General features: G+C 44.2%; 16 protein-coding genes. 5 read left to right on the top strand and 11 right to left on the bottom strand.

Going from position 1 to position 21,094, the window contains the following annotated elements; genetic code table 11:
* Window positions 1–65 precede the first annotated feature (65 nt).
* On the top strand, window positions 66–1,721 hold the full coding sequence (locus NYE25_RS01045) for an AraC family transcriptional regulator (RefSeq protein WP_341144886.1): 1,656 nt from the start codon (window positions 66–68) through the stop codon (window positions 1,719–1,721).
* Here the strand turns inward: NYE25_RS01045 and NYE25_RS01040 are convergent, their stop codons facing one another.
* The 4 genes from NYE25_RS01040 to NYE25_RS01025 are packed head-to-tail and all read right to left on the bottom strand — an operon-like array spanning window position 1,722 to window position 4,636.
* Window positions 1,722–2,447 carry a hypothetical protein gene (locus tag NYE25_RS01040; protein ID WP_341144885.1) on the bottom strand — a complete coding sequence of 242 codons (726 nt, stop codon included), beginning with the start codon at window positions 2,445–2,447 and terminating at the stop codon, window positions 1,722–1,724.
* On the bottom strand, window positions 2,444–3,157 hold the full coding sequence (locus NYE25_RS01035; protein ID WP_042187031.1) for a fluoroquinolone export ABC transporter permease subunit: 714 nt from the start codon (window positions 3,155–3,157) through the stop codon (window positions 2,444–2,446). Before NYE25_RS01035 ends, NYE25_RS01040 begins: the two co-directional genes overlap by 4 nt.
* Window positions 3,154–4,008 carry an ABC transporter ATP-binding protein gene (locus NYE25_RS01030; protein WP_341144884.1) on the bottom strand — a complete coding sequence of 285 codons (855 nt, stop codon included), beginning with the start codon at window positions 4,006–4,008 and terminating at the stop codon, window positions 3,154–3,156. Before NYE25_RS01030 ends, NYE25_RS01035 begins: the two co-directional genes overlap by 4 nt.
* Before the next feature lies 1 nt (window position 4,009).
* Entirely contained in the window at window positions 4,010–4,636 is a 627-nt protein-coding gene (locus NYE25_RS01025; RefSeq protein WP_341144883.1) for a TetR/AcrR family transcriptional regulator, read from the bottom strand.
* Window positions 4,637–4,807: 171 nt separating this feature from the next.
* Between NYE25_RS01025 and NYE25_RS01020 the strand changes: the two genes are divergently transcribed.
* From NYE25_RS01020 to NYE25_RS01010, 3 genes are all read left to right on the top strand, one after another.
* Window positions 4,808–5,719, top strand: a complete 912-nt coding sequence (locus NYE25_RS01020; RefSeq protein WP_339270400.1) for a helix-turn-helix transcriptional regulator — start codon at window positions 4,808–4,810, stop codon at window positions 5,717–5,719.
* A gap of 79 nt (window positions 5,720–5,798) precedes the next feature.
* Window positions 5,799–6,314, top strand: coding sequence for a DinB family protein (locus NYE25_RS01015; protein WP_341144882.1), 516 nt, complete (start codon window positions 5,799–5,801; stop codon window positions 6,312–6,314).
* A 3-nt stretch (window positions 6,315–6,317) separates the two neighbouring features.
* A complete protein-coding gene (locus NYE25_RS01010) occupies window positions 6,318–6,887 on the top strand; it encodes a YdeI/OmpD-associated family protein (protein WP_341144881.1) in 570 nt (189 codons plus the stop codon).
* Window positions 6,888–7,022: 135 nt separating this feature from the next.
* Here NYE25_RS01010 and NYE25_RS01005 read toward each other — a convergent pair whose 3' ends face one another.
* The 3 genes from NYE25_RS01005 to uvrA form a co-directional block, all read right to left on the bottom strand.
* On the bottom strand, window positions 7,023–7,553 hold the full coding sequence (locus NYE25_RS01005; protein WP_341144880.1) for an HAD family hydrolase: 531 nt from the start codon (window positions 7,551–7,553) through the stop codon (window positions 7,023–7,025).
* A gap of 20 nt (window positions 7,554–7,573) precedes the next feature.
* Window positions 7,574–8,587, bottom strand: coding sequence for a LacI family DNA-binding transcriptional regulator (locus NYE25_RS01000; RefSeq protein ID WP_341144879.1), 1,014 nt, complete (start codon window positions 8,585–8,587; stop codon window positions 7,574–7,576).
* 263 nt (window positions 8,588–8,850) lie between these two features.
* Window positions 8,851–11,355: an excinuclease ABC subunit UvrA gene (gene uvrA, locus NYE25_RS00995; RefSeq protein WP_341147661.1), complete on the bottom strand. Its 2,505-nt coding sequence runs from the start codon at window positions 11,353–11,355 to the stop codon at window positions 8,851–8,853.
* A gap of 260 nt (window positions 11,356–11,615) precedes the next feature.
* On the opposite strand from uvrA, the gene NYE25_RS00990 reads away from it, so the two are divergent.
* Window positions 11,616–12,053, top strand: coding sequence for a MarR family transcriptional regulator (locus NYE25_RS00990; RefSeq protein ID WP_231573481.1), 438 nt, complete (start codon window positions 11,616–11,618; stop codon window positions 12,051–12,053).
* Window positions 12,054–12,151: 98 nt separating this feature from the next.
* Here NYE25_RS00990 and NYE25_RS00985 read toward each other — a convergent pair whose 3' ends face one another.
* The 4 genes from NYE25_RS00985 to NYE25_RS00970 form a co-directional block, all read right to left on the bottom strand.
* On the bottom strand, window positions 12,152–14,905 hold the full coding sequence (locus NYE25_RS00985; RefSeq protein WP_341053848.1) for an alpha-mannosidase: 2,754 nt from the start codon (window positions 14,903–14,905) through the stop codon (window positions 12,152–12,154).
* Between the two features lie 45 nt (window positions 14,906–14,950).
* Window positions 14,951–18,100, bottom strand: coding sequence for a beta-galactosidase (locus NYE25_RS00980; RefSeq protein WP_341144878.1), 3,150 nt, complete (start codon window positions 18,098–18,100; stop codon window positions 14,951–14,953).
* Window positions 18,097–19,416 carry a glycoside hydrolase family 125 protein gene (locus NYE25_RS00975; RefSeq protein ID WP_341144877.1) on the bottom strand — a complete coding sequence of 440 codons (1,320 nt, stop codon included), beginning with the start codon at window positions 19,414–19,416 and terminating at the stop codon, window positions 18,097–18,099. The genes NYE25_RS00980 and NYE25_RS00975 overlap by 4 nt, the downstream gene beginning before the upstream one ends.
* Window positions 19,417–19,539: 123 nt before the next feature.
* A complete protein-coding gene (locus tag NYE25_RS00970; protein WP_341144876.1) occupies window positions 19,540–21,057 on the bottom strand; it encodes an ABC transporter substrate-binding protein in 1,518 nt (505 codons plus the stop codon).
* Between the last annotated feature and the right edge of the window lie 37 nt (window positions 21,058–21,094).

The following is a 21,094-nucleotide window of genomic DNA, read 5'->3' as shown; positions in this document are numbered from 1 at the left end:
TTCTTTATTTTATATACAATGAATTAATTGATAATGATTCTCACCAAATGAACGGAGGCTTCCTCTTGCTGCAAACATTACCCGTCGCTGCACCGCTCCGCTCGTTGCTGTTTCAGCTGACTGATGCGGAACTACATATTCAACCGGCAGGCTCTTGCTCTAAGGCTCTTTCAGCTCACTTTTATAGACTTCTAATATTCACTGGCGGTAGTGGACAGCTGATCCTTAGCGATCAAACCATAACACTGACTACAGATACATGTTATCTCCTATCTCCTGGAACTTCCTATAGCACGGACAATCAAGAGACGACTCTTTATTATTATCTCATCACTTTTACAGCAATTAATAACGCCGAGTTTCCCGAATATTATTCAGAGGAACTCCTTCCAGGTAGGCAGGAGCTGATTGTCCACCCGTTCACTAGGGTAATCCGCCTTGCTGAAGATCTGCTTATGAGCAAAAAAAATGCCGATGATGTGCATTTTTTTAAGCGGCAATTAAAATTCCAAGAATTGCTGCTCTTACTCTTTGAGCATAATTATCCTTCCGAGCAGGTGCCAAGTCCCGCGGATTCCGTGGAAAAGACCATCCAATATATGCAAGATCACTATACGGAGAGTATCACCGTGAAGCAACTGGCTGAGCTCGCAGGGATAACATTGTGGCAATATACTCCGATCTTTCAAAAGCTTACCGGAAAAAGACCGCTCGATTACCTGACCGAACTGCGCATTAACCATTCGAAGCGTTTCCTTCTGGAATCCGCTGAACCGCTGCGTGAGATTGCTCGTCTGGTTGGCTTCTCCGATGAATATTATTTTAGTCGCCGGTTTCGTCAAAAGACTGGAATTACACCCGGACAATATGCGCATCAGCAAGGTCGGAAGCTTACTGTGAAAGACTGGACTGGCCATGAGGTGGATATTCCGGAGCGTCCAAAGCGCATTGTCTACCATGGTGAGACGCTTGGCGATCTGCTCGCATTAGGTATAAAGCCTATCGGAGGAGATGAAGTCTTTGCATGGAACAGAGTCTATAAACATCGACTTAAAAAGCTCTCTAACGTTGGCTTTCCTCTGGATCCGAAGCTTACCGCTTCATTAAATCCTGACCTAATTATTATAGCTAATTCAGATGATAAGGCCTATCGAGCAGTCGTCGACATCGCCCCGACACTTACCTTTGATTCATTTGCTCCACTTGAACACCGTATGCGGACACTTGGAAGCTGGTTGGGTAAGCAGCACGAAGCAGAAGCATGGCTGGATTCATTCGCAGCAAAAAATGCTGCCATGTGGCAGCAGCTTTATATGAATACTCTTCAACCTGGAGAAACAGCTTCTGCATTGATTTATGACCATGGAAATCATCTATATGCTATGGGAATGTCCGGTTTGTCTACTGCTCTCTATGCCCCTAACGGCTTACAGCCCACAGATGAGATCAAAGCGATTCTCGATGGAGAGTTAGGATTTGCAGAGGTCGATCCAGCAAGGCTGCCTTTCTACGCCGGAGATCATATCTTTATGCTTATTCCGGAACGTCAAGACTCGCGAGTTGCTATGGAGAAACTACTAGACAGCTCACTATGGAAGAATATACCCGCTGTACGTAAGGGGCAAGCTTATCTGCTTGACGGAAGCAAATGGAACTATGGAGATGCTTTAACACGTGAAAAGCTTCTAACGCTGTTGCCTAAGCTGCTTGGAGGAGGCTAATCAATCAGCTCTTTTAATAAAAATCCTGACCATGATGCTCAGAAGACTCAAGTGAAATAGAAGTCCCACCATTAAGTATGCAAGCACAATAGAACCACTAGAAGCTTCTATAACAAAAAATAACTTAGCAGGCCAATAGGTAGGAATCCACGCCCCGATAAATTGCCATGGTGATGGAACAAAATAAGCTACGATTGGTCCTGCTATAAACAGACCACCGATCTTTGATAAAGCTAATCCTTCTACCTTATTTGCAGCGAAAGAAGCTAGGAATAATGCAAAACAAGGGGCTTCAAATGCTAATAGTATAAGGATGTATATATGCTCTAATTGGAAGCTAGATAAGCCGGAGACTATAAAAAATAGCGATGAAAGAAATGTACAGAGTAGAGATGGAAGAACTAGACGATACACCATGTACCCTCTGCGCATTAATGGTGTAACCGCGTAATAAGAGATGACATTCTCATCTCTTTCATCAAGCATTAAAAGACCTGTCATCATACCGGTTAGCATGGGAAAGGTCATGACTAAGAAAATCGCAGTAAAGCTACTATATTTATATAAATCGAAAGCATAACCGTTCGTAAGCCAATCGGCTATCATTGGAAATCCAAATCTTGAGACGACTAGAAGTGCTAAAGGAGCAAAGATGCCGACCATAAGCACTGGGTCCAAACCAGTATGGCGGATATCGCTTATAAAAAGCATACGATACTTCTTCATTTTCTTGCTCCTCCCTTACCTATGCGCATCATTACATGATTTTCGAAGGACATTTTTGCCCATACGTATATCACAACATTCCATAGCAGTAATATCGATATGGAGTAGATGTAATTGCCAAATGACATAGCCGAGGTTCCCGAACTCAACAAGCGAAGTGTTCCTTCCGTAGGAAGCCATAAAAAAAGTTTGGAGTTCCACACCTTAAAATAACCAAGCAATGGAAGTATAAAAGGCAATGCGAATACTTGTGATAGTAGAATGAAACCATTAATTGTCTGGCAACGAGCCACAACTCCAATCGACAATAGCGTCATAAAGCTTGACGTTAGAATGATTCCAGTAGAAAAGCCAAACGGGGATTGCGGAATCCCGCTTGCTACTACATGAATAACCCAAGCGGCTAACAGGGAGAGTACAGATAATGAGCCTGCTTTTGAAAGCAAATATTCCCTAACACGAATCGGAGTAACAAATAAAGGATCATGGATGCCCTGGTCTCTTTCCAGCAGCACAATCCCCCCTGCGAGAATAAGCCCCAAAGCACTCGGATCGCTAAAGGTCAATAACAACATCGTTTGTTCTCGATAATGATCAGGAATAAGATGCAGCAATACCAAATAAAACGCACAGATAATGACGTAGATCCAATAAAACCCATGCCGCCATTGAAACCGGATGTCAAAGGCAAACGCAGATCTGAATCTCATGTTAACTGCCTCCCAGTTACGTCAATAAATATTTGTTCCAAAGACGCCTCCATCGAATGAATGGTTTCTATTGGATGCTCACGAACAAGCTTTAAGAAATATTCGTTCTCCCCTATATCATCAAGTGAGAATTCTTCATTTCTAACTTCATTATGATGGCGGTATTCCAGCCGCACCCGTTTTTTTCCATTTAGAAGCTTAAGCTCCCGAGGAGAATCAATCAACTTAATCTGACCGTCTACAATAAAAGCGACCCTGTCGCAGAGCTCCTCCGCGGCTTGCATATTATGTGTTGTAATAATTACAGTTGTCCCATTTGCCTTTTTTTCCAGGATTAAATCCTTCATTCGTTTCGCATTAACAGGGTCGAGCCCGGAAGTGGGTTCATCCAGAAATAGAATTTGTGGGTTATTTAAGAGTGCTCTACAGAAATTCAGCCGCATCTTCATCCCCTTCGATAACTGGGAGACCTTCAAATTTGCAGCTTCAGTGAGATTTACTTGCTCTAGGAGAAACCTCGGTTCCGCTGTTCTCCCTGAATACAGAGAGCGAAATAGCTGCAAATTTTCCAGCGCAGTAAACTTCGAATAGAAATTTGGAAACTCAAAAGCTACCCCTATTCGCTCAAAATACTCCGGTCCGGTATTTCTTATTTCCTTGCCCATTATGTTAACGCTGCCGAGATAATTTTTTAAGACTCCAATTAGTATTTTTTGTGTTGTGCTTTTACCCGCTCCCGAAGGACCGAGAAAACCAAACACTTCTCCTTGAGGTATGGAAAAGTTAAGTCCACTAAGGGTTGGCTCTTTTATTTTTGGGTAGGTAAAATGAAGCTCCTTCACTTCGATCATTTCATACTCCCCCAGTCATATTATCTTTCAAAGAAGTCATCCCCTCAGCCAGAACCCCAATCAAAAGCTCTATAGTTGCCTGATAGCGTTCATCACCGATCTCTTCCTTATGCAAAGACAGGAGGACTACAGAGCGAATCATGCTTACGATTAATCCCGGGTCAATCCCAACCATGATACCTTCGGCTTGCCATGATTGAATGAAAGGAATAAAAAAGTCTTTATCCTCTGTAAAATTTTGTTCCAACAACTCATTAGGTAACTTTCTTAATAGCTGCTCCATTTCGCTTCTTACGAACATCTGGCGGACGATCGGACTCTCTTCCATCATGCGGAAAGATTTCAGTAAAAATAATCTGATTTCTTCCTTATTTACAGGCACGCCTACGCTAAATGAATCGAACATTGTACTACGAATTCGTTGTTCCTCTTCAAGCAATATGTGATAGAACAATTCCTCTTTCGATCCAAAGAACATGTAAAACGAACCTTGCGCAATCCCGGCAGCTTTTGTTAATTCTTCAACACTAGTTTTTTTAATGCCATGTACTTCAAAACAGCGGCGACCTTCTGTCAACAATTTATGTTTAATCCATTCTCTTTCTTGTTCTGTGAATTTCTTAGGCATACATCTCAACTCGCTTTTATGGTTTTATGAATAATTTTATTTTATATTCACAAGTTAACCCACCAACCATATTTTGTCAATCCATTTCTCTGTAAGCGCCAAATCAGCATGAAAAATCTATGCTATAATCATGCAGTAACACGATATGGACTAATGGGTGGGAATACACAAATGAAATTGGAACGTTTGATTTCTATGATCTACAAGCTGTTGAACCACGAAGTTTTATCTGCCTCCAAGCTGGCTGAAGAGTTTCAGGTTTCCCAGAGAACTATCTATAGGGATATCGATGTCATTTGTGCCGCAGGCATCCCGGTCGTATCGTATCAGGGAACTAAAGGCGGATATGGCATCATGGACGGATATAAAATGGATAAAAGCCTGCTCCGTTCGTATGATGTCACTTCTTTGATTACCGTGCTGAACAGTCTCTCTTCCGTGTTTGAAGACGAGCAAGCGCAAGGAACCATTGAACGGCTGCAAACGATTGGAACAGAACAACAGACTTCTAGTCTAGCGGTGGATTTTGAAACTCGTCGTATGGATCCCGATGCACTTTCTCTTTTACGTACGGCTATTACGGAACGAAATATCGTCCGTTTTGATTACATCAATGTAAAAAACGAACGCACAACCCGTAATATGGAACCAGTAAAGCTTCATTTTAAATATAGCAACTGGTACATCTATGGTTATTGCCAGGAACGACAGGATTATCGAGAGTTCCGGCTATCCCGGATGATGAATTTGCTTCTGACACAGAATACCTTTCATTCCCAACATGAGGTACCCATAGAGGCCGGTTGTTCAAACAGGGCCGATCAGGTTGAGGAAGTCGTAATCCGGGTGGGACCTGAGGCTTTGGCAGAAGCGCTGGATCAATTTCACCAGGTGGATAAGGAATTTCATACCGATGAGAGCATGACGATGCGAATTCCTGTGTATAAACCATTGGAAGCCCGCTGGCTATGGTCAATTCTGCTAAGTTTCGGCAGCGGCGCTGAAGTCCTCGAGCCTCTTGCACTGCGAGGTATCTTAAAAAAGCAGCTGCAAAACACCCTAAATCTTTATGAAGAAGTATGACAGTCTGCTGTCATACTTCTTCTTTTATATTAACAACAGCTACAAAATAATCTATCACAACTCAAAAGGAGATCATACAATGACCAATCATCCAGTAGAAATGTTTAATTACCACATTTGGGCGAACCAAACGATCTTGGGAAGAATCAAGGAACTCTCTCCCTCTGTGCTAAATCAAGAAGTGGATAGCTCTTTTCCCACCATCGCTCATGCCCTTAGCCATATCTATGCGGTGGATACGATGTGGTATCTGGTTTTAACAGGCACTGGTATGCCTGAGGCTTTTCAAAAAAGTATCCCGCTAAATATGAGCATTCTAAATTCGGTTGATGAATACGCTAATCTTTTTGCCCAACTATCTGAACAATACAAAGAATGGTTACAAAACCAAACCGATTTGGAGCAGACTATTCTACTTGATAACCCATTCGCTGGAATCCGGCAAACACGTCTATCAGAAATTGTGCTGCATGCCGCCAATCACGGGACTTATCATAGAGGTAATATATCTACTATGTTACGTCAGTTAGGACACACTTCCACCATGAATGACTATTCCCTTTTTTGGTATCAGATGCCTGCGGAAGCTATTTAATTTATGCAGATTGAAAATCTAATTACAGTGAAATCGAGAGAACATTTAAGAGCTTGGCTTCAGGAAAATTGTAAGACTGAAAAATCTTGTTGGGTACTCGTAAGTATGACGCCAAACCCAGAAACATTGCTATATTTGGATGTGGTTGAGGAATGTTTGTGCTTTGGATGGATCGATGGAGTGAAAAAGAAAGTTTCTGAAACGGAGCTGGCGCAGCGACTGTCTCCCAGAAGCAAACGAAGCTCTTGGACAGAATTAAATAAAGAACGTGTCCGCCGCCTCGATAAACTGGGGTTAATGAGTGACGAAGGAAGAAAGGTACTTCCCGATATGAATCTCGCTTCTTTTAAAGTCGATAGGGTTATAGAACAAAGGTTAAAAGAGGAGCAGCAGGTATATGAGAACTTCTTAACCTTTCCCGCTCTTTATAAAAGAGTCAGGATCGACGCGATACAAAGCAATACACATCAACCAGAATTATTTAAGCGTAAATTAGATAAATTTATAACAAACACTAAAGAAAATAAAATGTACGGTCAATGGCATGATCATGGACGGCTTCTAGATTGTTAAGCTGCTAGATCATAAGATTGCTTTGTAACTCTTGCAGATTGATTAAAAAGATGAGAAACCCAGTCATTCTCATGACCTTGGGTTTCTCTTTTTGTATTTAAATATGGAAAAATAGCATAATGAACGACCTCCAGCTTACTTGAGCTCAGCGTTCAGCCTCTCAATCAACTCTAGCAATTGTAGCGGCTCACTAACTGTATACGTCGGACGCTCAGACTCATCTGCCGGCTCATGGGAATAACGGGGCGTCCAGCTCTGAAAAATGTTGGTAATGCCTAGCGCATTGGCCCCTTTCATGTCACGGCTAAGATTGTTGCCAATCATAACGGTACGGGAGAAATCCGCTTCAGACAAATCAAGCGCACCAATAGCTGCCTTGAACATGCGCGGGCTTGGCTTGACTGCTTTGATATTCTCGGAAATAATCATGGCGCTGAAATAATCGTTTAGTCCATGCTGCTTAAATACATTTTTGAAGGATTGCGCATCACCGTCTGCAACCAGAGCAAGCGTGTATCCTCTCTCATGCAGGGTCTGAATCGTGATATCTGCTCCCGGAATCAGATCCGCACTCCGTACGATTCCTTCTTCATCCCTAATTTCAGTCGATTCATCAACAATGGTATCTCCGCTGTCAAAAAAGATAATTAACCTTTTCTCGTCCATGTTCTCAATAACCGTCCTCTTTATTTAATGGGTGAGTTGCCTGTGGATTCTCGGATCACCAGTTCAGGCTGCAATACAATTCTTTGCTTGATATCATCTGTATGATCCAGACTGCCGATCAGCAAATCAAATGCCATCTTCACCATCCGATTCATCGGTTGAGCAATAGTTGTTAACGTTGGATTCGTCACGGTTGACAGAATGGTATCGTCAAAACCAATGATAGAGAGCTGTTCCGGTACAAATATTCCCTCTTCCTTCGCAGCCTGGAGTGCGCCGATGGCAAGCAAGTCGTTGCAACAGAATAATGCTGTCGGACGCTCCGCGCCGTGGAGAATCTCGGATGCTACCCGTTTGCCGTCTTTGATATTCGACTCACACGCGAAGATATTCTTCGGGTCCAGTGAAATACCAGCCTCAAATAATCCAAAGCGGAAACCCCTGACCCGCTCAAAGCTGCTGCTTACATTGAAATCCTCGGACAAAACTGCCATCTTGCGATGACCTTTTTCAAGCAAATGTTCTGCGGCAATAGTGCCTCCTTTGAAGTCATCGTTCAATACACGGTGAACAGCTATGCCTACTGTCTCCCGAGCGATCATAACTATGGGAAAGGATTTCTCTATATGGAGCGCCAAGATATCCACATTTCCCACACCTGTTCCGATCAGAATACCGTCAACATTTTTTTGCTCCAACAGCCGAATGTATTTCTCTACGCGTTCATCTTTGTTATCTGTGCTGCACACAATAACACTATACCCCTCGGAGTGTGCCAGATCCTCTACGGTTCTAGCTATCTCGGAAAAAAAGGGATTCGAGACATCTGGAATAAGAAGACCAATGGTATAGGTCTTCTTCCCCATTAGTGCCGAAGCAATGACACTGGGCTGATATTGCAGCCGCTTCATCACCTCAAGGATTTCATCTCGCTTCTTGTTGCTTACTTTTCCTTTACCGTTAATCGCATTGGAGACGGTAGCAATTGATACGCCCGCTTCCCTGGCAACATCATATATCGTGGTCGTTTTCATGGCATTACCCTCATTATAAATATTAAGTGGATTGGAGTCTTTGCATCCTCCCTTCACATAAGTTAAGCGCTTAACCTAATGTTACTATGACGACAGCAATAATTTCAATTCATATTTCTTGGAGGTTTAGATGCTTCGTCTTCTGGCGCTCAATGCTAGGCTTGGTGAACGCGCCGGAACATACAAAGAAGTGCCCCGAAGCCATGGATTGTGTGGCTTCGGGCACTCTCTTTTTTCCAAATGGATATCTGATTTAAAATGGATTAAAGCCCCTCAGCCAGAATCCGTTTCAAAAACATCCCTGTATAAGATTCCTGTACTTCAGCGACCTGCTCCGGTGTGCCTTCAGCTACAAGCTTACCTCCAACTGTGCCCCCTTCAGGGCCAATGTCGATCACCCAGTCAGACTCCCGAATCAGTTCTAAGCTGTGCTCCACAACAACAACCGTATTTCCCGTATCTATCAATTTGCTCAATAAGGTATGAAGTTGCTTGATGTCTGAAGGATGTAGACCTGTCGTTGGTTCATCGAGCAAATAGAGCGTATGATTTTTAGATGGCTTGCTCAGCTCTTTGGCCAGCCTGATCCGTTGTCCCTCGCCGCCTGATAAGGTTTTGACAGATTGTCCCCATTTAAGGTATCCAAGACCCACCTCACATAACGTCTCAATAATACCGGCCATTTTGGCCTCCGACTTAAGAATCGGCAAGCTTTCCTGTATAGACATGTCCAACAGATCTGAGATAGAGAAGCCATCATACTTCACCTGTAAGACCTCATCCGTAAACCGTCTTCCTTTGCAGGCGTGACACTTTATTTCTAGATCAGGCAGAAAGTTCATGTCTACGGACAATACACCAAGTCCCTGACAGGTTTCGCACCGTCCCCCCGTTGTGTTAAAGGAGAAATGCTTGGAGGTCAGTTTTCTTTTCTTCGCCTCTGGCAAAGCCGCAAATAACTGACGCAGATGTGTAAATACATCGGTATAGGTCGCTACATTAGAACGCTGCATTCTACCCATGGGTGATTGGTCAAAGATAACAATGCTCCCGACTTCACCTAGACCCGTAATCTCCTTACAGCCTGTTTGTTCATGACCATTAGAGCTTCCTTGCGCAAGGATATCAAATATAAGCGTGGACTTACCCGAACCCGAAACCCCTGTTACAGATACAAGACAACCAAGTGGAATGGAGACTTCTTGAATATCAATATTTTGGTACTGTGCCTGCCGGATAGTGATCTGCTTTCCGTTCCCTTTTCGGCGAATACGTGTGGGAACTTCGAGACGCTCTTCTCTGAGATAAGCTCCTGTAACCGAAAGCTCGCTTGCCATCAAATCTTCTAAACTACCTTCACCAACAACGATTCCACCATGCAATCCAGCACCTGGACCCATATCAATAATATGATCCGCAGCACGCATCATCTCAATATCATGTTCAATAACGAGCACGGTATTCCCAAGATCACGCAGCTCCTGAAGCACACGAATAAGGCCAACTGTATCTCGAGGATGAAGTCCCGTCGTCGGTTCATCCAGAATGTATAAAACACCGGTCAACCCTGAACCCAGCAGTGATGCTAGACGCAGGCGCTGTGCTTCCCCGCCAGATAAAGAGACTGTCTGCCGGTTCATGGAAAGATAACCTAGGCCAACATCGATAATCCGCTTTAGTCTAGTAGGCATATCATGAAGGATCGGTTCAAGTAGATGTAGACCTTCGGCAGGCAGTGCCGCCTCCAGTCCTTTCGTCCACTCATATACCTCACTAAGCGACCAGTCGGATACATCTATGATCGATGCGTCAGCTACTCGAACTAGACGAACTTCTTTTTTCAGGCGAGCTCCTAGGCATTCCGGGCATTGCTGCTCATGAAAAAATCCGCCATCTTTCTCCTGCGCACCAGCCTCTCCTTCCTTCTCCTTATACCGCCGCCACAAACCGGGTATAACACCTTCAAACTTCGTCCCTTGGATTGGCTTAATATTAGGGAAATGGCGTTTAAAAGCTTCACTCTCCACACCGTAGTACAGCAAATCACGCTGAATCTCACCGTAATCCTTCAACGGTTGATCCGGGTCAAACACAAATCCGAAATGTTTTCCCGCTGCTACTAATATCCGCATCTGTATATCCCGATGAACGCCATTCAGAGAAGCTACTCCACCCTCTTTCATGCTAAGCTCTGGATTAAATACCGCTGCTTCATTTATAGTCGCCACAGACCCAAGTCCACCACAAGCTTCACAAGCCCCTTCCGGCTTATTGAAGGAAAAATGTGACATGCCAAGTTTCTCAAGCTCAGCTCCGCAATGCGGACAGCCCATCGACTGACCTTCCATTTCCTCGTCTTCTTCTATTAGTAGCCCCCTCGCTTCAAAAGAAGGTGGTATGCTACCATTGCAAGAAGGGCAAATCCGCTCCCCTAATCTAGAAAAAATAAACCTGACAAAGGTATAGATGTCAGTTACAGTCCCTACTGTCGAGCGTGGATTACGATTCGTAACATGCTGTCCTACGCTAATGGATGGAGACAGTCCAACAATGGACTCGACCTTTGGTTTACTGATCGTATCTGAAGTCATGCCCATGGAATCTAAATACTGTCTTTGGCATTCCCGCTGAAGTGTATCCATAGCTAACGTCGATTTTCCTGATCCCGAAGGTCCCGTCAGAACAACAAGCTTATACTTAGGAATCGTGAGCGAGACATTCTTCAGATTGTTCTCTCGTGCACCTTTAATAACAATAGCTTCTTTCACCATGATTCCCCTCTCAATTAAAGCAATCACACATAGATATATCTCTTATCCATAACCATTTACGAATGCTGTCATACTACTTTTTTTGCAAAAGTATGCTTAATTCGATAGAATGTATTTGTAAAATAACACATTTTAAAATAACTTCATAATCAAATATCTTGATTAACGAGATATAAAGATTTTAAAAGGGGCGTTATCCTTTGTCAAGCCATGAACAAGCACAACCTACACCAGAGCAAGAACAATTTACCTTACTCATGCGTGGTCTGGGAACCCGAACGGTGGTATACCAGCAAAACGTAGCCGCCTCTCTTGGGTTATACAATAATGATTTTTTGTCTGTGGATATCCTGCGTGAAAAAGGCCCCATTACCGCTGGAGAGCTGTCCAAACTAACTGGACTTGCCACAGGTAGCGTTACTGCATTAATAGATCGTCTCGAAAAAAACGGATACGTTCGCAGACAAAATGACCCTAATGATCGCCGTAAAGTAATTATTGTCCCGTTGTATGAAAATAAAGAAGATGTCATTGACACGTACATGCCACTTCATACCGCTATGGTTAAATTGGCTGCTTCCTATACGGATGAAGAACTTGCCCTCATTTCACAATTTTTAGGCAAAGCCAGCACCGTTCTAGACGAGCAGATTGATCATCTCAGTTCCCCAACACGTAGTAAGTCTTCTTCTTAAAGCTCATAGTTATAAACTTAAAAGGACGATAACCAAAGAGTCGTATGACTTTTGGTTATCGTCCTTTTGTTAAATTATATGAAAAAAATAAGTTAATTCTATCTCCGAATACCAATCGTTACAATTTCGCATGGACCGATCTGTAAGGCCGAACTACCTTTCTCTTCGCTAGAGAGTGGGTGGCTCTCCTCTTCCAGGATCGACGTCTTATAGAAATACTGCTGCGGTATCGTTGAACGGATGGTCAGGTCGGTACTCTGCTGACTCATATTGTACCAGCGAAGCAGTAGGTCTCCAGTCTGCTCGTTCATTTTTAGAGAAGAAAATGCGAGCTCCTGACTCTCCCATTCGAATGGAGTATACACCGGAGCAATCGCTCCTTCATGTACATCAGTCTGACATACGACCCAAGGAATCTGGAATTGATAAGCTTCAGCAAAAGCACCTGAGGTTATACCATCTCCTGTGTGTGGGATGAGCTCCATACGTACAACATGCTCTCCGAGACATTGCGCTTCTGGAGTTGGGAACAAACCCCAGTCTCCCAATTCACCCACGCTACGGAGTAATGTAATCGCAATGGTGTTACGACCGTCTCTTAACACTTCATATTCATTTAATCCAAAGTTAGCGACGGTTAGACCGGCTGTTTCATTACTGATATCAACAAAGGCCTGCTGATGCTGCGTGTTACTCGGATTCATCCATTCTGTAGCTGGCTCAATATTCCGCTCCGCAACCTCAAACATCGAATCCACATGATGTGTGGCGGTGTTCAAATCTGTCGGAAATAGCGCACGAATCCGGTGATCTTTAGCCTTATTGTCTATCGTCGTTTCGATATGCAGCCCCTTCCCGCCCCGCTCCAAGCTAATTACGGTACGAAGTTTAAGAATGACTGTGTCACTACTGCGCTGCGCTTTCCGCTCTGGGTAGTACACAAGAGCACGCTGTTCCTCGTCCAGCTTCTCATCTGCTGAGGCTGGAATCTCCCAGTCATGCTTAATTTCCACAGATGCTCGATAAGGTGTATTTTCCAGAACGCAAATATTCGCCTGTAGTCCCTTGGTCGTTAAAGCTTGTTCACCCTCTGGCTGTTTATACATGTATTCATTTCCGATATCACCTGTGTTCTCATACACACCAAGATCCCGGTAGGTCATGCCACTAGCTTTGTCACTTAGCGCAAATGAACCATTATCATGGATCACTACTTTGATGGCCTCATTCTCCAACACCCGATCCCCTTGAAGCAAAGATTCAGGAGCTATAGGCAACCCAGCGTTAGCACGACGAACCCACGCATATGCACGAAGACCCAGCGCCGGAACTTGCCCAGCTTCAAAGGTAAGTCTTACTCGGCGGCACATATAGGGCTGGCGGAATTTATCGTCAGGCAAATCATAACCAAACTGAAGACCCAAATCCTCCATCTGGCATGTAATGGCATTCCCTTGATCGTCTACTAATTCACGACCGTTTAAGTCAATATCTTTCATACGGCTGGCCGTTTCTTCTAGAGAGAAACCCTCTCGCAAATATAGACGTGCCGCATCAATTTCTATGCTCACTGTACCCGTGCGTCTCCACCCTGTCATATTCATGACTACTAACGGAAGCACTTCTTCACCATATGCTGCAAAACCGGACGTATCCACAGCTTCAGCGATCATGCGCTTACTATCATCAACAATGGTCTCTGCTACATGACGGCTTTTATCAAACCGGGTTACCATTTCGCGATGTACCTCATCCACGCTGCAGCCACAAATGCTGTCGTGAGGGTGATTCTGCATTAGCGTCTTCCAGGCATAGGTGAACAGATGATGAGGGTAATCTTTGCCCAATACATGTGCGAATGAAGCGAGTGGCTCCGCTACCTTTTCAAGCAAGACTTGCCCTTCCTGATTCATCTGTTTCAAATAGACACGAGCAGATGCGGTATTCACTAACGTCCCCCATCCGTCAGTGTGCTGGCTCCGCAGTTCGCCCTTTACGGTCGACAAATTGTTGTGATCCATTACATCCTCTACAGCCCTAAGGTAATCAGGGAAGTTGGAATGGATAAACTCCATATCTGGATATAGCCGCTTCGCAGTTTCAATAGCCTCCGGCAAATCCAGTTGAGCCGGTTGATGATCGCAGCCGTTCATGAATAATAACTCGCCTGTAGAGGCAAATTTCCGAGCATCTGCTAACTTCTTCTCCCAGAACTCTTTTGCCTCTGCTTCATTCACTGGCACTTCGTTTCCGTTCGAATACCAATTCGCAAATAGAATTCCAAGCACTTTCGATCCATCCGGACCTTCCCATATCAGCTCGGAGAACGAAGATTCATATCCACCGTCCGATACTGTATTGTTGAATCCAGTCGGCTTTACACCTCTTCCAAAAAAGGCATTATTGATGCCTGATTGCTTCATTAATTGTGGAGTCTGACCCACTAGACCAAAGGTGTCCGGAAAATAACCAATCTTAGAAGGTTCGCCGTAACGCTTCGAATCCTGATGACCAATCTGCATATTACGTACATTTGCCTCTCCGCTGGTAAGGAAAGCATCTTGCAGAATATACCAAGGTCCAATCAGTAGACGACCTTCCGTAATATGTTTTTGTAGACGATCTTGATTCTCGGGCCGAACTTGAAGATAATCTTCCAGAATGATTGTTTGTCCGTCAAGATAAAAACTCTTAAATTCACCATCCTCATCCAATCGATCCAGCAATTCATCGACCAGTTTAATCAGGCGTACGTGATGCTTTTCATATGGAAGATACCATTCCCGGTCCCAGTGAGTATGAGAAATAATATGGGCAGTCTGAGGTTTAATAGATTTATCTGAACGATCCAATGTGAAGACCTCCTTATATGCAATACGTACTCTCTACTAAGATGCTTAATGTAGTAGATGTGGATAAGTTATATGAATTTCAACTTCCTGCTGGCGATACACACCAAGAAGATCACCTTTATAGTCCGTAGCAAACAGGACTGAACGTTCCTGTTCCAACAAGAACGCGTAGGTTCGTCCAGTGGCTGAATCCTTCACCTCGATCTTCGCATCCTGAGCATATTCCGATACGAAGGTGAAGAGAGCTCCCGTAGCAAAGCTCAATTTCCGTCCGTAGATACCTACTAAGTCCCCTCCGCTAATCCACTCCAAGTCACACTCCACATGAGCAGCATGGAGCGCGTAGCGATACAGTGCAGATGTAGTATCACTTCGGTCGCTCAATTCAACGGGCAGTGGACTCCATAGGAGTCGACCCTTGCCAAGCGGGATGTTTATGACTGAGTCTATAGTAGAGCTTCCGCTTTCGCCGGATTCGTGAATCATCGTTTCCTTCGATACCTCAGCAATCCTTCGGTGACCGAAGGAGACGGGGAGTTCTTGGCCTTGAAGACTAAGCACTTCTTCACGGCGCACATTACGCAATTCACGCTTGCCAAGAATATCACTTAAGCGCTCTGAAGAACGCCAGTAAGCATCAATGTCGAGCGGGCCTGTAGCAAGCAATACCGCACCTGTCTCTTCAACGATGTGTAACAACCTTTCCATCGCTGCATCATCGAAGTTATGCGCGCTTGGCAGTATAATAAGCTTCACAGGATGGTTCTCCAAATCATCTAGGTGGTATTCCGAAGCCCCTCTAAAAGGCATCTTTAGATCATATGAAAGAATACGGGTAAGCTCTGTTGTAGCAGCGAAAGCCAGCTTCCGGTTAGAGAAATCATTCGAATACGGAAACACCACAGCGATCTCTTCCAGATTTCGATCTCCAAATACGTCACGAATGCCTTCTATAAATTTCCCAAAGTCATAAGAGACATCCGCCTCTGGCTTTTCGGTTCCATCTGCTCTCAATGCTCCGATATGGGACTCATTCGCATTATCCATATAGAAGTTCGTATTCCAAATCCAGTGTATGGCCCCCGCACCAGCAGTTCCAAACGCATAGGCATATTTGCGTTCGAGTAGATTTCGCAGCTCTAGCTCCGAACGTTTGGCTCGTCCATCAGGAGTTTCTACATACATGACGCCAGTCTCTTGAATTAGGTTTGGCTTATTAGGCGTCTTGGCAAAGATGCCATCCCACACCAGATAATCATTAAACCACCAGGAATGAACAGTGGTGTAATCCACCGTCTCCTCGTAGAAGAACGGTGAAGGTCTCTGCGCCCCTAGCCCTTCATCCTGCCCAACCGTAACCATCTGATCTGGACATTGCTCCTTAATGGTGTCATATAACTGCCTCACCCACCGGTTATGCATATCCATGGAGAACAAGCAATAATCAAGCCAACGCGTCCCTCTTTTAGCAATGTGCATATCCTGTACATCGAAGTTCATCTCTTTCGCTTCTGGCAGCCCTGCCGATGCAAAGTCCGGAAGCTGTGCGGGTGTCATATTCCAACGTTCCTGTAGTACTTCGATTTCCCCATGTCTATGTCGAAGCCATTCTATGAAAGCTTGTTGCTCGAAGCGATCATGACATGAACTCGGACCATCCGAGAAAATCCGTGCCGGATCAAACATCGACGGTTCATTAATAAGATCCCAATCTACATTCGAAGACGCTTTATGACGAGATACAATAGAACGAATGAACCGCTTCTGAGCCTCAACACTTTGTGGGTCCAAATAAGGATTTACCCCACCCCACGTTTCCGGTGTGAAGGAGAAGAACGTGAAAGTCACCTGAAGATCATGCTTCTTCGCCGTCATGATAAAGGCATCAATCGCTCGCAGTACCTCTTCTGAAACATGACCATCGTCTTGCATCACGTTACGATAAGCAGTCCAGATTCCTGTTCGGATCCAGTTAATCCCTGCCTTCCGCATTTGACCCATATCGCGATCCCATACCCCAACGTTCGGCAGAAATAGAAATTTTCGTGCCACATCACTCGTCATATATGTCATCCCCACAACAGGTAGCGGACGCCCATCTTTTATGAAATAATCTCTTCCACTCGTTACCGGTTCACCTGCTACCAGAAGTTCAGGGGCATGCCCCCAGAACCCTTGACGTAGAATGCGGACCTCACCATCACTGGCTTCCGCTTCGCAGACCACTTGGAACAGACCACTCCTAATTTCCAGAGGAATAGGCACCCGAACGATGTTAAGCTCAGCATTAGCCTTCATCTCCAAACTATGGGACCAACGGAAGGCGGGATCGGATTCATGCTCAACATGCATTGTAAACTTCCATTTGTCTTCATTTCGCAAAGAAGGTTTTACCCGCTCAAGCTGCTGAATCTGAAGTGTCAGAGAAGCCCGTTCTCCTGACTCATATGACGCGTAATTTGGCTTAACCCACATTTCCGTTACACCCTTACTACAGAAACGAACCCACTCAGACATCGCGGACAGCCCTTTTTCCTTCCATAAAGAAGCCGTTGCAGCCGTATTTACGAACAGCCAGCGTGAGCCTGCAAATAAACCAATCGTATTCTCCCAAAGAACTACTGGAGCAGCAGTTTCCCGCCCCTCATGCGTAATTCCCTTCAGAAGCGGGTAAATCCGTGTGCTCATCGGACCTGCTGACCCCATTTGATGGGGTAAATCACTCGTCTTCGTCGTATGTGGCACAAGGTTCCATGTCTCTTCACTCGCTATAAAAAGAGCTTCTTGCCCCTTAAGCAGAGGAATGATATCTGATGCAAGCAAGGACTGGTTGCGAGAACAATCAACACGCAGTACCTCATGAATAGACAGCTCTTGATGATAAGAGGTCTGCTCCGCTTCCACATGCCATTGTTCATTTTTCCAACGAACGGGTTGTTTAAAGGGGGCACCTCCGATACTGATCAGTCCGCCACCTCTTTGCAAATAGGCTAGAATGTCTATCCATGCCGCTTTTGGGAAATAGGGTGCATGCAGATTAATGAAACATCCACCTTCGGTTTCCTTAAGCGTTGCTGCAAGCTGATTGGCATTCACGATCATACCGAACTCACGCATGGATTTAATCGCGTCACTAGGAATCGAATTGGAAATTGGGAAATCAGAATCATAGAATATGATTACAGGTCTGCTCATAGTAGTCCTTCCTTCATAGTTTTGTAGACTAGTTGGGAGAACAGACTATTGGACCAGGCAAACCATTTTCTAGTGAATATATTCGGGTCATCGACATGAAATCCTTCATGCATAAAACCAGTCCCCGCATCCGTTGCCTCTAACATCGCAAGCATCTCTAGCTTCTCTTCCTTCGTGGAAGCCGTCAAACCTTGCATAGACAATGCCATATGCCAGATATAGTCTTTCGGAGTATGTGGACTGCCAATCCCTTTCGCTGCTGTTCCTTCAAAGTAAAAAGGGTTCTCCTTGCTCAGCGCAAATCGGCGTGTATTCTGATAAGTCTCATCCTCTGCTGTAACATAGCCGAGATAAGGAATCGACATGAGTCCCGGTGTTCCCGCATCATCCATCAAGCAGTAGTTGCCGTAGCCGTCGGTCTCATAGGCGTATATTGGACCAAATTTCGGATGACGATAAATACCATACAGCTTGATTCCATGATCAATGTCCGCTTCTAATGCTTTAAGCTCTTTTAGAAATTCAAGATCACGGAATACCCATTCTGCGAATTCCTGCATATGACGTAATGCAACAACGGCGAACATATTCCCCGGGATATTGTAATGGAAGTCGCAAGCATCATCGCTTGATCGGAACCCGGACCAGACCATCCCCGTGTAATTAACAGGCATACCAAGGCCGTTGTTGCGTAACGTATCTTCAGGTATCCCGTTATTACGCGTAAAGCTGTAAGGAGATAATTCAGCATGGCGCTGCTCAGTTCTAAATAAGTTGTATATTTTGACCATTGCTGCCTTAAATCCGGCGTCGAATATATCAGTCTTCCCCGTTTCTTTCCAATAGGCATAAGCCAGACGCATAGAAAAACAGAGAGAATCGATCTCGAATTTACGTTCCCACACCCAAGGGGACATTTCCGTAATATCGCTAGTGCTCCAATGCCAGTCATTCGCTGTTTCGTTAAACGCATTGGCATACGGATCAATATGTATATACTGAATATGTCGTTTAATTAAACCGCTAATGATACGTTGAAGATCCGGATCATTCTTCGCAAATGGCACATAGTGCATAACCTGCTCCACAGAATCTCGCAACCAGGAAGCAGGGATATCACCAGTAATGATGAATGTTGTTCCATCATCCATGAGCTTAGTCGTTGTCTCTAGTGTATTCGGGAAGCAGTTCTTGAAAAGCTGCAATAGTTTAGGCCGATGAGCTAACTTCTCCTCTGCTTCGTTCAATACTTCTTGAATTGCTTGTGGAAGCGGAAGCTTCGGCATTGAGATGGTTGGCAGTCTGAATTGTTCCATATTTCCACTCCTCTTGATAAAAATGAGTATAGATAGAGAGACGGGCAGCATAGCTGCCCGTCTCCACTAATCCTATTTGCGTTACCTTTAGATTAATCGTAGGCGTTTTGTTACGTTCAAAGCTTATTTCTTTGTCTGGTTCCACTCATCAAGCTGCTTTTGAACTTCAGCAATGACTTTTTCCAGTCCAGCTTCTTTAAATTTCTTGGTTGCTTTTGGCAGATATGTTTTAGGATCAACAGAACCTGTGTATAGAGCTGGCATAAATTCTTTAGTTACGTTGTTGATTGCCGCTACTTCTGTTTTTACAGGTGTAGGATCAAATGCAAAACCGAAGGTAGGGGCTTCTTTTGAAGAATCATTAAACTTCTTGAAAGCATCCCATTTATCAGCAGGGTCATCAGCATGCAGATAAGTCAGTAACATATTTCCAAGCGTGAAGCCTGGCATTGCATAGCTATCTTGCATAGCTGGCAGATCTTCAATGACATTGTCGGAGATTTTCTTATAATGAGTGCCTTCAATACCATAGTTGAGCAAATTGCGTAAGTACTTATCTGTATTCAAAAGATTCAAGAACATCATAGCCCGTTCAGGATCACCTGAGGTTACGGAAATAGCGTGCATCGAACCTGCGGCGGACTGTGTATACACATAAGGCTCATGCATAGGCGAAGTTACAATTTCATAACCTGCTGAACGAGACCAACCTTTTTCTGCATAAGGCTGTGTAATTTCGCGATCGGCAAACCATTTACCGGTCTTAATGTTATCAATACCTTCAAGTGTTGCAACGTCTGGGCGTAAGTAACCTGCTGTGTAAAGTCTGCGCATCGTATCTAACGATGTTGCAAGTTCAGGTGTCTCCAGAATATTAACAACCTTGCCATCTGTGGAATCCATATAGACCCCGATAGGTAACTCATCACCTAGTACATAGTCAAATGGCATGAATGGTTTAAAGCCTTTAGGAACAGCTAGCGGTGTAATATCCGCAGGCTCATTCTCTTTAATCGTTTTAAGAAGTGGCTCTAGATCATCCAATGTACGAATGTTGGAAATGTCCATGTTGTATTTATCAACATATTTCTTATTGAAGCGCCATACCCATTGCTGTCCAAGCTCCTTATTTACAGGAACACCATAGATCTCACCTTTAATCTTAGTTCCTTCTAAGAAACGAGGATCCAAAACCTCTTTTGTTTCCTTTCCATACTTATCTAACAGATCGTTCAGACCCAAGAAGGTACCATTCGCTGCGTTACGGCGGAAATCATTTGTCCAAGAAGAGGTAAAGGCAATGTCATAAGGCTCACCAGAAGCGGTAATGACTTGCATCTTCTTATCGTAATCACCCCAATCGAACATCGTAATGTTCAACGTCGCATTAATTTTTTCTTGGGTATATTTATTAACTTCTTTTAAGACAAGATCCAAGTCCTTTTGAGGTCCACCAATTAAATACATCTTCAGCTCATATGGCTTTAATTCCGATGTATTCCCTGCTGAATTCCCTGCTGCCGCTGAATTGTTTGTTTCTTTAGCAGCATTTGTATTATTATTCGAACCACATCCAGCAAGAAGGCCAGACAAAAGCATTGTTCCAGCAAGAGCGAGCGTTAAACTTTTTTTCGCTTTCATTTCTATTTTCCCCCTTTAGATTAATTAACTTTTTATT

Origin of the sequence: Paenibacillus sp. FSL E2-8871 (genome assembly GCF_038000345.1) — a bacterium.
Classification (GTDB): domain Bacteria; phylum Bacillota; class Bacilli; order Paenibacillales; family Paenibacillaceae; genus Paenibacillus_AQ.
Note: the sequence above shows the minus strand (reverse complement) of the source record. Positions and strands in the feature narration are given on the sequence as shown.

Coding starts and splice junctions, on each gene's coding strand:
- NYE25_RS01040 (WP_341144885.1), bottom strand. CDS start 2,447: ATGAAGAAGTATCGTATGCTTTTTATAAGCGATATCCGCCATACTGGT.
- NYE25_RS01035 (WP_042187031.1), bottom strand. CDS start 3,157: ATGAGATTCAGATCTGCGTTTGCCTTTGACATCCGGTTTCAATGGCGG.
- NYE25_RS01030 (WP_341144884.1), bottom strand. CDS start 4,008: ATGATCGAAGTGAAGGAGCTTCATTTTACCTACCCAAAAATAAAAGAG.
- NYE25_RS01025 (WP_341144883.1), bottom strand. CDS start 4,636: ATGCCTAAGAAATTCACAGAACAAGAAAGAGAATGGATTAAACATAAA.
- NYE25_RS01020 (WP_339270400.1), top strand. CDS start 4,808: ATGAAATTGGAACGTTTGATTTCTATGATCTACAAGCTGTTGAACCAC.
- NYE25_RS01015 (WP_341144882.1), top strand. CDS start 5,799: ATGACCAATCATCCAGTAGAAATGTTTAATTACCACATTTGGGCGAAC.
- NYE25_RS01010 (WP_341144881.1), top strand. CDS start 6,318: ATGCAGATTGAAAATCTAATTACAGTGAAATCGAGAGAACATTTAAGA.
- NYE25_RS01005 (WP_341144880.1), bottom strand. CDS start 7,553: ATGGACGAGAAAAGGTTAATTATCTTTTTTGACAGCGGAGATACCATT.
- NYE25_RS01000 (WP_341144879.1), bottom strand. CDS start 8,587: ATGAAAACGACCACGATATATGATGTTGCCAGGGAAGCGGGCGTATCA.
- NYE25_RS00990 (WP_231573481.1), top strand. CDS start 11,616: ATGCGTGGTCTGGGAACCCGAACGGTGGTATACCAGCAAAACGTAGCC.
- NYE25_RS00980 (WP_341144878.1), bottom strand. CDS start 18,100: ATGAGCAGACCTGTAATCATATTCTATGATTCTGATTTCCCAATTTCC.
- NYE25_RS00975 (WP_341144877.1), bottom strand. CDS start 19,416: ATGGAACAATTCAGACTGCCAACCATCTCAATGCCGAAGCTTCCGCTT.
- NYE25_RS00970 (WP_341144876.1), bottom strand. CDS start 21,057: ATGAAAGCGAAAAAAAGTTTAACGCTCGCTCTTGCTGGAACAATGCTT.